Annotated in this window: 14 protein-coding genes; 9 read left to right on the forward strand and 5 right to left on the reverse strand. The window is 67.7% G+C overall.

The window, feature by feature from the left end:
• Window positions 1-20: 20 nt before the first annotated feature.
• Window positions 21-692: a rhomboid family intramembrane serine protease gene (locus ACODSL_RS10175; protein ID WP_488900557.1), complete on the reverse strand. Its 672-nt coding sequence runs from the start codon at window positions 690-692 to the stop codon at window positions 21-23.
• 120 nt (window positions 693-812) lie between these two features.
• Here ACODSL_RS10175 and hfaA point away from each other — a divergent pair, with 120 nt between their 5' ends.
• The 3 genes from hfaA to hfaD are packed head-to-tail and all read left to right on the forward strand — an operon-like array spanning window position 813 to window position 3,422.
• Window positions 813-1,238: a holdfast anchoring protein HfaA gene (hfaA, locus tag ACODSL_RS10180; protein ID WP_488900558.1), complete on the forward strand. Its 426-nt coding sequence runs from the start codon at window positions 813-815 to the stop codon at window positions 1,236-1,238.
• Window positions 1,238-2,251 carry a holdfast anchoring protein HfaB gene (hfaB, locus tag ACODSL_RS10185; RefSeq protein ID WP_488900559.1) on the forward strand — a complete coding sequence of 338 codons (1,014 nt, stop codon included), beginning with the start codon at window positions 1,238-1,240 and terminating at the stop codon, window positions 2,249-2,251. Before hfaA ends, hfaB begins: the two co-directional genes overlap by 1 nt.
• Window positions 2,169-3,422: a holdfast anchor protein HfaD gene (gene hfaD, locus ACODSL_RS10190; protein ID WP_488900560.1), complete on the forward strand. Its 1,254-nt coding sequence runs from the start codon at window positions 2,169-2,171 to the stop codon at window positions 3,420-3,422. The genes hfaB and hfaD overlap by 83 nt, the downstream gene beginning before the upstream one ends.
• A 263-nt stretch (window positions 3,423-3,685) precedes the next feature.
• Here the strand turns inward: hfaD and chrA are convergent, their stop codons facing one another.
• Complete coding sequence (gene chrA, locus ACODSL_RS10195) at window positions 3,686-4,996, reverse strand: chromate efflux transporter (RefSeq protein ID WP_488900561.1); 1,311 nt, start codon at window positions 4,994-4,996, stop codon at window positions 3,686-3,688.
• Between the two features lie 124 nt (window positions 4,997-5,120).
• Here chrA and ACODSL_RS10200 point away from each other — a divergent pair, with 124 nt between their 5' ends.
• The 5 genes from ACODSL_RS10200 to ACODSL_RS10220 all read left to right on the forward strand — a co-directional run bounded on the left by ACODSL_RS10200 (window position 5,121) and on the right by ACODSL_RS10220 (window position 11,401).
• Window positions 5,121-5,747 carry a hypothetical protein gene (locus ACODSL_RS10200; RefSeq protein WP_488900562.1) on the forward strand — a complete coding sequence of 209 codons (627 nt, stop codon included), beginning with the start codon at window positions 5,121-5,123 and terminating at the stop codon, window positions 5,745-5,747.
• A gap of 14 nt (window positions 5,748-5,761) precedes the next feature.
• Window positions 5,762-6,775, forward strand: a complete 1,014-nt coding sequence (locus tag ACODSL_RS10205) for a glutathione S-transferase family protein (protein ID WP_488900563.1) — start codon at window positions 5,762-5,764, stop codon at window positions 6,773-6,775.
• 92 nt (window positions 6,776-6,867) lie between these two features.
• On the forward strand, window positions 6,868-9,774 hold the full coding sequence (locus ACODSL_RS10210; protein WP_488900564.1) for a M16 family metallopeptidase: 2,907 nt from the start codon (window positions 6,868-6,870) through the stop codon (window positions 9,772-9,774).
• A gap of 2 nt (window positions 9,775-9,776) precedes the next feature.
• Complete coding sequence (locus ACODSL_RS10215) at window positions 9,777-10,211, forward strand: hypothetical protein (protein ID WP_488900565.1); 435 nt, start codon at window positions 9,777-9,779, stop codon at window positions 10,209-10,211.
• A 20-nt stretch (window positions 10,212-10,231) separates the two neighbouring features.
• Window positions 10,232-11,401, forward strand: coding sequence for a Gfo/Idh/MocA family protein (locus tag ACODSL_RS10220; protein WP_488900566.1), 1,170 nt, complete (start codon window positions 10,232-10,234; stop codon window positions 11,399-11,401).
• Here the strand turns inward: ACODSL_RS10220 and ACODSL_RS10225 are convergent.
• On the reverse strand, window positions 11,368-12,132 hold the full coding sequence (locus tag ACODSL_RS10225; protein WP_488900567.1) for a PIG-L family deacetylase: 765 nt from the start codon (window positions 12,130-12,132) through the stop codon (window positions 11,368-11,370). The two genes, ACODSL_RS10220 and ACODSL_RS10225, sit on opposite strands and share 34 nt — an antisense overlap.
• 63 nt (window positions 12,133-12,195) lie before the next feature.
• Entirely contained in the window at window positions 12,196-13,086 is an 891-nt protein-coding gene (locus ACODSL_RS10230; protein ID WP_488900568.1) for a hypothetical protein, read from the reverse strand.
• A 156-nt stretch (window positions 13,087-13,242) separates the two neighbouring features.
• Here ACODSL_RS10230 and ACODSL_RS10235 point away from each other — a divergent pair, with 156 nt between their 5' ends.
• Window positions 13,243-13,788 carry a PAS domain-containing protein gene (locus ACODSL_RS10235; protein ID WP_488900569.1) on the forward strand — a complete coding sequence of 182 codons (546 nt, stop codon included), beginning with the start codon at window positions 13,243-13,245 and terminating at the stop codon, window positions 13,786-13,788.
• A 6-nt stretch (window positions 13,789-13,794) separates the two neighbouring features.
• On the opposite strand, the gene ACODSL_RS10240 is transcribed toward ACODSL_RS10235, so the two are convergent.
• Entirely contained in the window at window positions 13,795-14,814 is a 1,020-nt protein-coding gene (locus tag ACODSL_RS10240; RefSeq protein WP_488900570.1) for a hypothetical protein, read from the reverse strand.
• Window positions 14,815-14,827 lie beyond the last annotated feature (13 nt).

Raw genomic sequence — 14,827 nt, forward strand, 5'->3', positions numbered from 1 at the left:
CCCCCAAACGCCGCCCGGAATCAACGCTCCTGTCGGTCACTTGGCCGTGCAAGGCGGGTGAACGGCCCGATCAGCAGCAGTCCGACGACAAAGCCGATGATGTGGGCCTCCCAGGCTATCCGCAGGCCGCCCGCAGCCACACCCATCAGTCCGATCAGGGCATTGAAGATCACCACGACAATAATCTGGGCGCGCACCGGACCTTCCCAGATGCCCCAAAGCCCGCTGCGTCGCCTCAGCAGGCGCGCCGCCGCGCCCCACAGGCCGCTGATCGCCCCTGACGCGCCGATGACCATGGCCACGCCGCCGGGGTGAAGCGCGACATAGCCCAGCCCTCCGATCACGCCGCAGCTCAGGAAGAAGAGCAAAAAGATCCCTGCTGACCGCGGGCCCGGTCCAAAGTGCCGGGCGACCGCCGGCCCGAAGGCGAGCGCGGCGCCTGCGTTCATCAAAAGATGAACCGGATTGGCGTGAAGGAACATGTGGCTGACCAGAGTCCACCACCGCCCCTCGGCCAATGCTGTCGGCGACAAGGCCAGAGTGGCCACGGTCTCGGGAGAAAGCGCGAGAACCTGTACGCCATAAGCGATTCCGAGCAGCGCGATCAGCGCCAGACTCACCCCCGGCGCGTTGAAGAACGGCTCCGGGACAGGGCGCTCTGGCCGGGTTGTTTCGGCGTCGACATCACTCACAGGTTTTCCTTCCGCCTTAACTAAATCACCAAGGGTTCGCCCGCAGGATGAAAGCTGTCCTGATTTGGCACGCCCATTGCTTGTGCGCAGGCGTGCTTCTTATCCGCGCGGAGTTTTTTCATGGCGGCGACTTTTTCAAAGAGCCTTTTCGCGTTCGGCGCCATTGCGGCGCTGGCCGGTCTGGCCTGCGTGTCCGCCGCCGGGGCCCAGCAGATGAGCACGAACTCGGCTTCGTTCAACGCCGGTTATGGTCGGACCTCCGGCCAGGAGAACCGCGGCGTCGACTACGGCACGCGCGACTCCTCCGGCAACCGGTTGATCGTCGACGGAGTCATTCAGAGCGGTGAGACGCAAAGCAACTTCTCGCGGATCAGCGGCGGCGTGTTCAGCAGCGGTTCGGGCGTGGGTTCGGGCGGCAACTCGACCGCGATCGGCAACAACCTCGTCGTGGTCACCCAGGGCAACTGGAACACCGTGATCGTGACGTCGGTTCAGACCAACACCGGCGATGTCAGTGCCGGGACGACCACCAGCGGGGGCAAGTGATGGCCAGTGCCGGAGCGCGCATCGGCGCGCTGCTTTCCGCCTCCTCGCTGATCCTGTCCGCCTGCGCCACGCCATCGGCCGGGCCGAACGGGCTGTACGCGCCCCCCATCGGAACCGCGCCGGTCACGGCGAACCCGACGCCGTACACCGACGCCCTCGTCTGCATCGCCCAGTACGCCCGTCAGTATAATCTGCGCGCACCACGCATCTCGGTCGGCCGCATCAGCGACCTGACCGGCAAGGAAGAGGCCGACGGCTCCGGCCGCAAGATCACCCAGGGCGCCTCGCTGATGGCGATGACGGCCTTGGCCAAGGCCGGCATCCCGCAGGTCGAGCGGTTCGACACCTCCGTGTCCGAACTCGAGCTGAAGTACGCCAACAACAAGCTGATCACCGATGGCCCGACCCCCGGCGTCGACGGACCGGTCGATCCGCGGAAAATCTTCTCGGGCCAGGTCGCCGGTTCGGACTTCTACATCACGGGCGGCATCACCGAACTGAACTACAACATCCGCTCCGCCGGGGCCGACGCGAACGTCGGCGACCGCGACGCCGAAGGGGCCAAGGGCAGCTTCCGCGCCAGGGTGTTCGTGATGAACATCGCCATGGACATCCGCCTGGTAAACACCCGCACGCTCGAGGTGGTGGACGTCATTTCCTACCAGAAGCAGATCGTCGGCCGCGAAGTGGGCCTGGGTCTGTTCGACTTCCTGAACGGCAACGTGTTCGACATTTCCGGAGGCACTGGCGCGCTCGAGCCGGTCCAGCTGGCCGTCCGGTCCCTGGTGGAACGGGCCGTCGTCGAGATGTCGGCCAACCTATACGGCATGCCCGGCCCGCAGGCCTGCATGACCTCCGATCCGCTGGGGGGCGGCACCACGGGCGCCACGGGCGGCTTCACGCCGGCCTACAACAACCTGGGAACCAACAATGCCTCGACCCGCGCGCAGCCTGATCGCTGGAACGATGGCCGCAGCACCGGTGATCGCGCTCCTTTGCGCGGCCGGTACTAGCCAGGCCCAGACACCGCCCAGCCCGGTCATCAACAACCAGATCCAGCTGGGCGACGTCTTCGCGACCCAGGTCATAGACGTCGTTTCGGTGACTGACGGAGTCGGCGCCCAGACCAACGCCACCGGCAACAACCTGATTGGCGCAACCGACGGCGCGGATCTGACCATCACGTCGAACCAGACCATGGCCGGCTCGGCCATCGCCTCGACCACGGTCAACGCGACCGGCCGGCTGGGCGACAGTTCACAGATCAACACCACCGCCATCGGCAACGCCGTCGAGGCCGGCACGACGCAGGGCACGATGGTCGGGGTCTACACCCAGATCGCCACCGCCGCCCCGAATGTGACCGCGAGCGGCATGCTGGAGGCGGATTCGGCGGAAGCCGGCGACGTCGGCCTGGCGACGACGGCCGCGGTCAACAGCGTGTCCCTTGGTCTGACCAACGGCGCGGCCGGCGTCCGGGTCAACCAGACCAGCGGCGCGTCGGTCCTGGCCGATGGCGGCGCGATCATCGGCTATGTCAGCGGCACCGCGGACGTCTCCGGCGTAGCCTCGGGCAACACCATGAGTCTGGTCGGGACCGACTCGTCGGCCGCGCGGGTGGCTGTATTCCAGAGCCAGACGGCCGCCCTGACCCAGGCCAGCCAGTTCACGGCCTATGGCAACGTCCAGACCGCCAGCACAAGCGCCAGCGCCAGCGGCAACGTCGCCGTCGCGACCAACCAGGGCCCGCTGCTCGACCTCGACGCCACGCAGTTCAACCAGTCCTACGTTCGGGCACAGGCCGAGGGTACCGCCTACCAGTTCGGCGAGGGCGCCGCGACGGCCTACGCGGTCGGCAACTCGACCCTGGCCGGCAATTCCGGCGAGGCCGTCGTGCTGGAGAACGTCCAGTTGAACACCGGTGGCGGCGTCGAGGCGATCGCCCGTTTCGAGGGTACGGACGGCTACGACGGTTATTCCCGCGCCACGGCCGTCGGCAACGACACGACCGGCTATGCCTGCACCACCTGCTACGGCTCGATGACCGTCGACAGTCGCCAAACCAACAGCGCCGACGTGGGCGCGACCTCGACAACGACCATCGGCTCCGGTCGGGTAGTCAACTCGACGTCCACCGCCGTCGGCAACAACGCCAGCTTCTACGTTACGCGGCCGGGCACGTAGAAGCGGACGGCAATCACTTCACTGCCTGTCGGCGAAGGCGCGCACGGCTGCCCCCTCCCCCGTCATCCTCGGGCTTGTCCCGAGGATCCATGAACACCCGGGCGGTCGGGCGGCCTCCGCCATCGCCGCGTCGACGATGAAGGTCGATGTGCATGGGTCCTCGGGACAAGCCCGAGGATGACGGAGAAAAATTGGGACGCGACTGCGCGGCGGCAGGGCCGCTGCGTCGAGCCCTTCCAACAGGAAATGGAGCGCAGAGCCCCCTACCCCACCGCCCACCGCACCAAACCCGCCGCCGCGCAGCCAAGGATCACCAGGACGACGTTTGTCTTGAAGCGGATCAGGGCGATGCCCGCGACCAGGGCCAGGGCGGCCGTGATCCAGTCCAGGCTGGTCAGGTCCGGCAGCCACACCCGGCCGCCCCAGGGCCAGCGATAAGCCGTGCTGCCCGCGAACAGCACATGGATGGCGAACCACAGCGCCAGACTGGCGATGACGCCAAGGACCGCCGCCATGACCGCCCCCAGCGCCCCGCGCGTCATCCGGCTGCGGCGCAGGGTCTCCGACCAGGGCGCCCCAGCGAAGATGAACAGGAACGATGGGACGAAGGTCTGCCACAGGGCCATCAGGAACCCGAGCGCGGCACAGCCCGCCGCGCCGCCCGTCGCGTTCCAGCCGGCCATGAAGCCGACGAAGGTGTTGACCAGCACCAGCGGGCCCGGTGTCGTTTCCGCCAGACCCAATCCATCCACCATCCTAGCGGTGGTCAGCCAGCCCTGGGCGTCAACCGCCTGCTGTTGCAGCCAGGCCAGGAGCGCGTACGCGCCGCCGAAACTGGTGGCCGCCAGGGTGGCGAAAACCGTGCCTACCCGCGTGAGCCAGTGACCGGCGCCGAGCAACTGCCCGCTGACCACGAGCGGCAGCAGCCACAGGATCAGCCAGACCATTGCAGTGGCCAGGGTTCGGCGCTTGCCCGGGCCGCCGCCGGTCTCGACGGGAAGCGCGTCCGCTACGGCATCAGACGCTCCGCGCGCCGCGCCAACGAGGGCCGCGATCAGCACCACCAGTGGGAACGGGAGGGCGAACAGCGCCAGCGCCACGAAAGCCGCGACGGCGATCGCTGCTTCGAACCGCCCCTTCAGAGCGCGCTTGCCGACTCGCAACAACGCCTCTGCGACCAGCGCCATGACCGCCGCCTTGACCCCGCCGAACGCCGCCGCCACCGACGCGACGTCGCCGTGGGCCGCATAGAGCCAGGCCAGGGCGAAGACCACCGCCGCCCCGGGCAGCACGAAAAGCGCGCCCGTGATCAGGCCACCGAGGGTCCCCCGCAGCGTCCAGCCGACATAGGTCGCCAGCTGCTGCGCCTCCGGGCCCGGCAACAGGGTGCAAAAGCTCAGGGCGTGCAGGTAGCGCGGCTCGTCGATCCACTTCTTCTCGTCGACGAAGACGCGATGCATCAGGCTGATCTGCCCGGCCGGGCCGCCGAAGCCGAGGCAGCCGATCTTGAATGACGTCAAGGTCAGGTCGCGCAGGCTCGGCGTCACGGTCGAAGTCGCCGGTGCGATCATCATGTGAGGCTAGCAGCGCCCTGTGACGATCTCAAATCTCGCCGTTCGCTCTTCCCCTCCGCAAATATATTGGCATTATCCATGCCAACTTATTCGAGGCCGGTCGCGGCCCTGCGGGAGGCGCTTGATGATCAATCCCTGGCTCTGGGCGGGCGCGCTGGCGGTCTACGTTCTGTTCCGCGCCTGGTACGACAACTGGCGGGGTCCGCTGAAGCCCGCGGAGATCGCGGCTTTCATGGCGAAGGTCGAAGCCGGCAAGAGCGCGGAGCACAACGACCCTGCCATCGTGCGCGCCTTCCTTGAGGCCGACGACGGCCGTGAGTTCTTCATGTTCAACCTGGTCAAGGTGGCCACGGGCGAGGCGCCGCACCCCGAGACCGGCGCGCCGACGCCCCGGCAGAAGCTGATGCAGCGCTATACCCGCACCTTCATGCCGGCCCTGATGGCCCGCGGCGGCCACCCTGCGCTCGCCGCCCGCAAGATCGCCGGCTATGTCGACGCCTGGAAGGTCGGCCCCGACCCCGGCTGGTCGATCATCGGCTACATGCGCTACCGCAGCCGCAGGGACATGATCGCCATGGCCACGCACCCGAAGTTCCAGGGCATTCACGACTTCAAGATTCTCGGCACGGCGGAGACCTTCTCCTTCCCGACCCGGCCGATCCTGATGCTGCTCATGCCGCCCCGTCTGTGGGTTGCGCTGATTCTGCTGCTGGTCGCGGCCTTCGCCCAGATCGCCCAGCTCGTCCTCTGACCCGGAGACTCCTAATGGACACCGTAGCCCTCAGCGGCGCGCCCGGCTCGCCCTACAGCCGCAAGATGCTGGCCGTGCTGCGGTATCGGCGCATCCCCTACCGGCTGTTCTGGCCCGGCCGGGAACCCGCCGACTATCCCACGCCCAAGGTGCGGCTGCTGCCGACCTTCTACCTGCCGGGCGAGGACGGCGTCCTGGCGGCGGTCACGGACTCGACCCCGCTGATCCACCGGTTCGAGCGCGAATACGTCGGTCGCGCGCTGCGACCCGCCAATCCCGCCCTCGCCTTCCTCGACTCCCTGCTCGAGGACTATGGGGATGAGTGGCTTACCAAGGCGATGTTCCACTATCGCTGGGTCTACAAGGCCGACATCGACCAGGCCTCCGGCGTCCTGCCGTCGTGGCGTGGAACCCTGAGCGACGACATGCTTGCGACGATGGGCAAGGCCTTCTCGGAGCGCCAGATCAGTCGCCTCCGCTACGTCGGGTCCAACCCGGTGACCGGGCCTGTGATCGAGGCCAGCTATGTTCGCCTGCTCGACCTGTTCGAAAACCACCTCAAGCAGCACGCGTTTCTGCTCGGCGGCCGGCCCGGCGCCGGGGACTTCGGCATCTACGGGCAATTGACCCAACTCGCCGCGTTCGACCCGACGCCGACCACCCTGGCGGCCAGACGGGCGCCCCGGGTGATGGCCTGGGTGCAGATCGTCGAGGACCTGTGCGGCCTGGAGCCCGCCGACAGCGACTGGTTCGATCCCGCGAACCTCCCCGACACGCTCAAGGCCATTCTCGCCGAGACAGGACGCGTCTACGCGCCCCTGATGGCGGCCAATGCCAAGGCGGTGATGTCCGGCGCCGAGAGCGTGGAAACCGAGATCGACGGCCAGCCCTGGAGCCAGCAGCCGTTCGCCTACCAGGCCAAATGCCTGGGCTGGCTGCGTGAGGAGTATGCGGCGCTGGGAGCGGTTGACCGAGGGCTGGTGGACGCGGCCCTGGCCGGAACCGGATGGGTGGGGATGTTCGGCTAGGACACGGGACGCCCCCTTCCCGCCTTGCCTTCGCCGCATCGCCCGGCGAAGGTGCGCTCAATCCTTCCAGCCCAGATTGAGTTCATCACCGTATGCACCCCTTCGTCCGCCCGGCCTTCGTCGCCGTGACGGCCCTGTCCCTCGTCGGCTGCGCCGGCGCCTCGGGCAAGTTGCCGAGCCTTCCGTTCGGCAAATCACGCGACGAGGTCGCCGCCGCGACTCCGGCGTCGACAGCGCCCCATGCGGTGAAACTGGCGCCGGGCCAGTGGCCCCAGGCGGTCAGTGACGTTGCGGCGGATCCGAACATCCGCTTCGGGTCGCTGCCGAACGGCATGCGCTACGCCATCATCCACAATGCCTCGCCGCCCGGACAGGCGTCGCTGCGCCTTCGGTTCGACGCCGGGTCGCTTATGGAGACCGACGCCCAGCAGGGCCTTGCCCACTTCCTCGAGCACATGGCCTTCAACGGCAGCAAGGGCATCGCCGAGGGCGACATGGTCAAGATGCTTGAACGCAGGGGGCTCGCCTTCGGCGCCGACACCAACGCCTCGACCAACTTCGAAGAGACCACCTACAAGCTCGACCTGCCGCAGACGGACGACGAGACCGTCGACCTGTCACTCAAGGTGATGCGTGAGACGGCCAGTGAGCTGCTGATCGCCGGCGATGCGGTCGACCGGGAACGCGGTGTCGTGCTGTCCGAGGAGCGCACCAGCGACAGCCCCGGGCTGCGCGTCTACAAGGCGCGACTTGAGTTTATCCTGCGCGGCCAGCTGCCGCCGAAGCGCATGCCGATCGGCAAGGTCGATGTGCTGCGGGGTGCGCCGCGCGAGCAGATCGTCGACTTCTACAATCGCTACTACCGGCCCGAACGGGCCGTGCTGGTCGCCGTGGGCGACTTCGACGTCGACGCCATGGAGGCGAAGATCAAGGCCGGCTTCAGTAGCTGGAGCAACGCGAGCCCCGCCGGCGCGGACCCGAACCTGGGCCCTGTCGCGAAACGGGGCCAGGAGACGCAGATCATCGTCGAGCCGGGCTCGCCGACGTCCCTGCAGATTGGCTGGGTCTCGGCGCCGGATCTGCGACCCGACACGACCGCGAAGCGCAGGCAGGACTGGCTTCAGCAACTGGGCTTCGCCGTGCTGAACCGCCGCCTTGAGGCCCTCGCCCGTGGCGCGGAGCCGCCGTTCATCGCCGCCGGCGGGTTCTCGGGCAACCAGACCGACGCCGCGAAAGTCTCCACAATCGCCGTCACCGCCCGTCCGGGGGAATGGCAGGCTGCCCTCGGCGCCGCGGAGCGCGAGCAGCGCCGGCTGGTGCAGTACGGCGTGCGCCAGGAAGAGCTCGACCGCGAGATCCAGGACTATCGCCAGTGGCTGACCGCGCGCGTCGCCTCGGCGGCCACCCGTCGCACGCCGCAGCTGGCCAATGAGTTGATCGACGCCGTCGGCGACGAAGAGGTCATGACCAGCCCCGCCCAGGACCTCGCCCAGTTCGAGGCTGCGGTGAAGGACGTGAAGGCCGATGCTGTGTCCGCAGCCGCCAAGGCGGCTTTCACGGGCTCCGGCCCGCTGATTTTCGTCGCCACGCCGACGCCCATCGACGGCAACGAGCTCGCCGTCACCGAAGCCTGGACCAAGTCACAGCAGATCGCCGTGGCGGCGCCCGTCGGACCGCGCCAGGTGATCTGGCCCTACGAGTCCTTCGGAACGCCGGGCCAGGTTGTCGAGCAGACCGACGCGGTCGACCTGGACACCACCTTTGTCCGCTTCGCCAATGGGGTGCGGCTGACGATCAAGCCGACCAAGTTCCGCGACGACCAGGTGCTGGTGAAGGTGCGGATCGGCGGCGGGTTGGCGAGTCAGCCCGCGGACCAGCAATCCCTGTCCTGGGCCACCAGCGCGCTGGTCCAGGGCGGTCTCGCGAAGATCAGTTCCGAGGACATGGAGCGAGTGCTGGTCTCGAAGACGTACGGCGCGCGGTTCGGTGTCGAGGACGATGTCTTCACCCTGTCGGGCTCAACTCGGCCTGATGATGTCGCAACACAGCTTCAGGTGCTCGCGGCCTACGCCACCGAGCCCGGCTGGCGGCCCGAGGCGCTGCAGCGCATGCGAACCTACGCCGCGACGCTGAGCGAACAGTACGAAGCGACCGACAGCGGGGTGTTCAGCCGCGATCTTGCCGGCCTGCTGCACGCAGGGGACCGCCGCTGGACCTGGCCGAGCAAGAGCGACATCGCCGGCGTCAGCGCAGACGCGCTCAAGCGCACCTACGGTGACGCCCTGGTGGGCGGCCCCATCGAGGTCGTGATCGTTGGCGATATTTCCGTCGACAAGGCCATCGCGGCGGTCGCGTCGACCTTCGGCGCCCTGCCGAAGCGTCCGGACGTGCCGGGCGCCGTCGTCGGCAAGACCGGCTTCCCGACCCCCGCCGCCCAGCCGCTGGTGCTGCCCCACAAGGGGCGACCGGACCAGGCAATCGCCTTCCTCGCCTGGCGGACCGATGACTTCTTCCACAATGTCCAGCTCGCGCGGAACACCGCCGTCCTGGCCGACATCATGGAGCTGCGTCTGATTGACGAGCTGCGCGAGGCCCAGGGCGCGACCTATTCGCCGAGCGCCAGCTGGACCGCCAGCGATGTCTGGACCGACTGGGGCTACGTCTCCGCCCGGGTCGAAGTGCCGCCGGCGCTGGTGGACGGCTTCTTCCGCGATGCGCTGAAGATCGCCGCCGACCTCCAGGCGACACCGCCGACGTCCGACGAGATGGACCGGGCGCTCAAGCCCCGGCTGGAACGCCTGACAAAGGCCCGCGCGACCAACGAGTACTGGCTGGAAGAGCTGGGCGGCGCCCAGACCGACCCACGCCGGCTGACCGCAACGCGGTCCCTGCTCGCCGGCTACGAGCGGGTGACCGCCGCCGATGTCCAGGTCGCGGCGAAGGCCTATCTCGACCCGAACAAGGCCTGGCGTCTCGTTGTCCAGCCGGCCGGGAAGTGATCGTGATGAAAGTGAACGCCATGCGTCTGAACGGCCTTCTCCCGCTCGCCCTCGCCTCCGGCCTGCTTCTGGCATTGCCCGCCCGGGCCGAGGAGACGCCCGCCCAGGAGGTCGGCGGACTGTTTCAGTGCGCGGCGGCGATGGGGCTGTACGAGTCCATCATCGATCATCCCGAGTCAGGTGCTACCGATGCCGACAAGGCCCTGGTGACGTCGGTCAGCGCCTATGAGCCGCAGTTGAAAGGCCGCGTCGACGCTCTCGCCCCTGCGGTCGGCCAGGACGCCCTGAAGGCGCTGATCGTTGCCGCCAGGACCGATATTTCGAAGCAGATCGGGCCCCTCAAGGGTGATCCCCAGGCGCCGCGCAAGATCCTCGACCTGTACAAGCCGGTGCTCGAATCATGCCTCGTGCGGGCCAGGGCCCTGCCGGCGACCTGACGACGCATCCGGGGGGAGCGATGAAGACCTGTCGTATCGGCGTCATTGGACTCGGTCAGCGCATCGCCCACGTGCTGTCCGCCATGCAGGAGGTCGGCTGGGACCTCAATGTCGCGGCCCATGTCGATCCCGCTCCGGTCGGGGCGCCGATCCTGGCCGAGGCCGGCATTGACGCCGGACGGGCCTGCGACAGCATCGCCGACCTGTTGGCCCGGGGCCCATACGACCTGGTGATGATCGGCTCGCCCAACCACCTGCATCTCGAGCACCTCAATCAGGCGCTTGACGCCGGCTGGCCGATCTTCGCGGAAAAGCCGATCGTGCGGACGGAAGCCGAAACGGAAACGCTTGCCCGACGCCTTGCCGCTGCCGGCGCGCCGCCGCTGTATATCGGGCTGGTGATGCGCTCGATGTCGATCGTGCGGGAGGTCATCGCCCGCGTCGATTCCGGGCAACTCGGCGAGATCATCTCCATCGACGCGACCGAGCACCTGCCGCCCGAGCATGGCGGCTATCTGGCGCGCAACTGGCGCCGCCGGCAGGAGTGGGGCGGGTCCTACCTGCTGGACAAGGTTTGCCACGACTTCGATATCTTCGGCCGGATCGTCGGCGCGCGGCCGTCGCGGGTGGCGAGTTTTGGCGGCCGGCGGATCTTCACGCCGGAACGGGCGGACGCACCACGGATCTACAGCACCGGAGAGGCCGCCTTCGCACTGCGTGACGCCGGCTGGTCCGGCGCCAATGACAGCTTCCAGTCGGACATGGACGTCACCGATCATCAGACGGCGATGGTCGAGTACGAGAACCAGGTGCGGCTGACCTTTCACGCCAACAGTCAGGTCTCCCTGGCCGAGCGGCGCTGGTATATCGCCGGCACGGAAGGCACCCTGATCGCCGACCTGGTGCGCAATCAGCTGATGGTCCGGGGCGTGATGGACCGTGCCAGGCCCGAACGCATCGACTACGGCGGCCGTACCGCCGACAGCCACAACGGGGCCGATCAATCGATGGCCCGCGACCTCAAGGCCACGCTGGAGACCGGCTCTCCGTTCCCCGTGACCCCCTGGGACTCGATGGAGGCCGGCCTGACCGTCATGGCGATCGACCAGTCGATGGCCGAACGGACAATGATCGACTGCGCCCCGATGTGGGCCCGCTACGACGCCGCCAGAGGCGTCAGCAGGGCCTGACCCAGCAGGTCCTGGAGCAGCGGTGAGCCCGGATATGGGTGATGTCGGTACTGCCGGAAGCCTTCGGCCATGGCGACCCCGAAATCCCGTCCCCGCCGCCGGGCCCACTTTTCCAGAGACGCGACCTGATCCGGAATGCCGTGCTGCCGCGCCACCCAGCGGATCTGGCTCTCGTGGGCGGCCAGCATGGCGTGCTTCTTCGCAAAGACGCTCTCGATGTCAGCGCCGAAGTCCGGAATGACGGGCGCGCCCTCGCGATCCCGGCCGCCAATCGGGTCCATGAAATAGAGGTGGGGAATGGCCGCGAGCGCCTGGGACTCCCCCGTATGGTAGTTCGGGACCGACGAGGCGAAGCAGGCATCCCGCACCAGCTGGCTCGTCGCCTCGTGGTCCGGGTGGTAGTCAACCGGCGAGCTGGTGATGACGATGTCCGGCCGGGCCCAGCGGATCAGCTCGGTCACCCGACGGCGTGAGGCGTCGTCGCTGAAAACCCCCAGGTCCGGCAGGTCGCCGCAGCGATATCGCGCGCCGATAATCGCAGCGGCCGCCGCGGCTTCCGCCTTGCGGATGGCGGCCGTCTCCTCGGGCGTCGTGTCGGTGGCTCCGCCCTCCCCGGCCGTCAGGGTAACGAGAGTCACGGCGTGACCGGCCGCCGCCAGCAGCACCAACGCGCCCGCGCCGAGCGTCTCGATGTCGTCCGGATGGGCGTGAATGGCCAGAATGGCGGTCATGCGGCGGTCCCCGGCGTCCGCGAATGCCGGACGACCGAGGATGCCGGGGTTCGCGGCGGCCCGCTAGTAGACCGTACCGCCCACGCCGCCGTCGAGGCTCATGCTGTAGCTGGCCGACGTCGACTCCGTGACCGTTTCCTCCCGGTAGGCCGTGTACTTCTCGACCGTCACAATGGTCAGCACCTTGATGCCGGCGCCGAAGCGGCGGAGCAGGCTGCGCTCATTGCAATCCCGGGCGGGCTTTTGCGGACGGCAGACCAGCTGGCCGGCGTCGGCGGCGGAGCCGCGCGAGCGGTAAAGGGCTTCGCCCTTGGCGCAGATCATCGTCTGGCCCCCGGAGAAGGAGATTTGCTCGACCCATTCGGCGATGGTGATCTGCATCCGCGTCCCGGCGATGCAACGGAAGAGTTCCCCGTCGTAGAGGTCGTCGACATCGCGTTCCGGGAACACCTGGCTGGCGGGGTGGGGAATGTCATGGTCGTCGAGGCAGAAGGCCTGGATGACGACACGGCGGCTGCGCGTGCGGCTGGCCTCGTAGGACACCTGGCGGGTGCGCTGGACGCCCTGGACGTCGAGCCCCTGGATGGCGCCAGTCGCGACCGGGGGAGAGTAGTAGCCGCCGCCCCCTCCGCCGCCGCCATAGGCGATGGCCCCGGCTCCGGCGGCCGCGCCCGAGACCGAGACAGCCACGGCGTTGGAGTTGACGATGATGTTGGTCCGGCCGCCGGCGGTGCAGCAGCTGGGCGGGCTTGGCGGCCGCGGCGGCGGAGCGGGCGGCGTGCAACACGGCGGCGGCGACGGCGGGGTACAGCACGGCGGCGGTGACGGAGGGGTGCAGCACGGCGGCGGCGGCGCGCAGCACTGGGCGGCGGCCTTGTCGCCGGGGATGGCGGATGAGGCGAACCAGATCAGGATTCCCCCGACCAGAGCCATCAACAGATTGCGAGACGCCATGGGACGAGTCCCCTCCAGATTCCGTGCGCGCCTACATGCAAAAATCGCGCCGGAGGCGACTATGCGTCCCGGAACGGAACACTGCAGGCCTGGCCCGGGATTTCCCTGCAACCCTCGTGCGGCCGCACAGGGCCGTTCGGGGCGGAGGGCCGAACCATGGTCCATCCCAACACGGAACGATTGACGGAGTATTGGCGCGCTCGTGCGGGTCGCGGCTCCGCACCCTGGCGGTCGGACGTCGATCCCATGGAATTTCACGACCTGCTGCCGCAGATTCTGATCGTCGGGCGAGCCGCGGACGGCACGTTTCCGTTCCGCCTCGCTGGCGGTTTCGTGTCCGACCTTCACCGCGCGGACCTGCGCGGAAAATGCCTGCTGACCCTGTGGCGCCCGGGTGACCGCTGGCAGCTCAAGTCGGCGCTTGAGTTCAGCCGCGGACGCCCTGAACCGCTCGTGGTTCACGCCGACATCCTTGCGGACGGCATCGCGCCGGTCAGCATGGAGGTGTTGCTGGCGCCCTTGCGTGGCCCTGCCGGCATCGTCGACCGCTTCATCGGCCTGTATCAGCCGACGGCCCTGATCTCGCGTTTGCGCGGACAACCGGCCCTCGCCCTGGCCATAGGCGGCATCAGCCGCGGCGATGGCGGCGAGGCCGCGCCGTCCCTGCGCCTCGCGGCCGTCGACGGGCGCAGGATTGCCTGACTTACATCAGTGTCCGCGCTTGAAGTCGTCGGCCTCGACCAGGTTCTGCTTGTCGTTGTGAACCTGCCGGCCCAGCCGTTCGTGCATCTTCAGGCTTCCATAGCTCGCCCACAGGTCGGTCTTGAGCGTATCGCGAACCAGTCCCAACGGCGTTCGCCAGGACTCCGTCGCGTAGGATGCATGGTTCAGATACCCGATCACCAGCACGACCAGGCCCAGGATTGGCCACTTCAATTGGTGCGTATGAGCCAGATCGTCCCGATTGAGCCAAATCGCCAGACCGATCGCGACGACACTTCCCAGAGCGATTAGCCAGGTCGCGGCCAGACCGCCCCGGTTTACGAAGAAGTGGGCGCGGCGGATCCGCCACATCTGGATCTGAACATGACGTTCAATGTATTCAAGGCGCTGGGAGACCCAGTACGCCATCACCATCCAACGGCCCGCTTCGCGCGGCCAGTTGCGGCGGTCGCCGTCCTTCAGGCTCATCTTCTCCTCGTCAATCTGGTGCATCAGCTCGCCGAAGAGATTGTAGAGCGACTGGGTGCGCCCGAGGGCAGACTTGCTCACCGCATTGGCGGACGCTCGCAAAAGCTCCCGATATCGTTCCGCGAGGTATCCGTTGAGCATGCGGAAGATGACGATCAACACCGCGATTGCGCCAAACGCGCCAGCGAGAGGCAGGCCGTAATCCAGCCATCCGCCACGGCAAGGTTCGTCACCGAGAACCGGGACCCGGCAGATCTTTTCGTTCAGGAAGTCGTTGTTGAAGAACACCCCGATCAGGAGCGAGACGAAGCCAATCAGGAGAAGCTTTTTGGCGACGACGAACAGGAGAATGTTTCGCTGGAAGATGTCGGCGAAGGTCTTGAACAGGTCACGAATATCGGCGTCGCCGACGTACCCCCGGTTGCCGGGAAACCGACCAGCGATTTCCTCTTCCTGAATGCGGAAAAATCGCGCCGGCTGATCCAGGCCGGCCTTGAAGGGAAACATGTCTATGGGGTTGGAGAAGAACTTCTCCATGACCTGGACCTGA

This window comes from Caulobacter sp. FG121 (genome assembly GCF_057809815.1).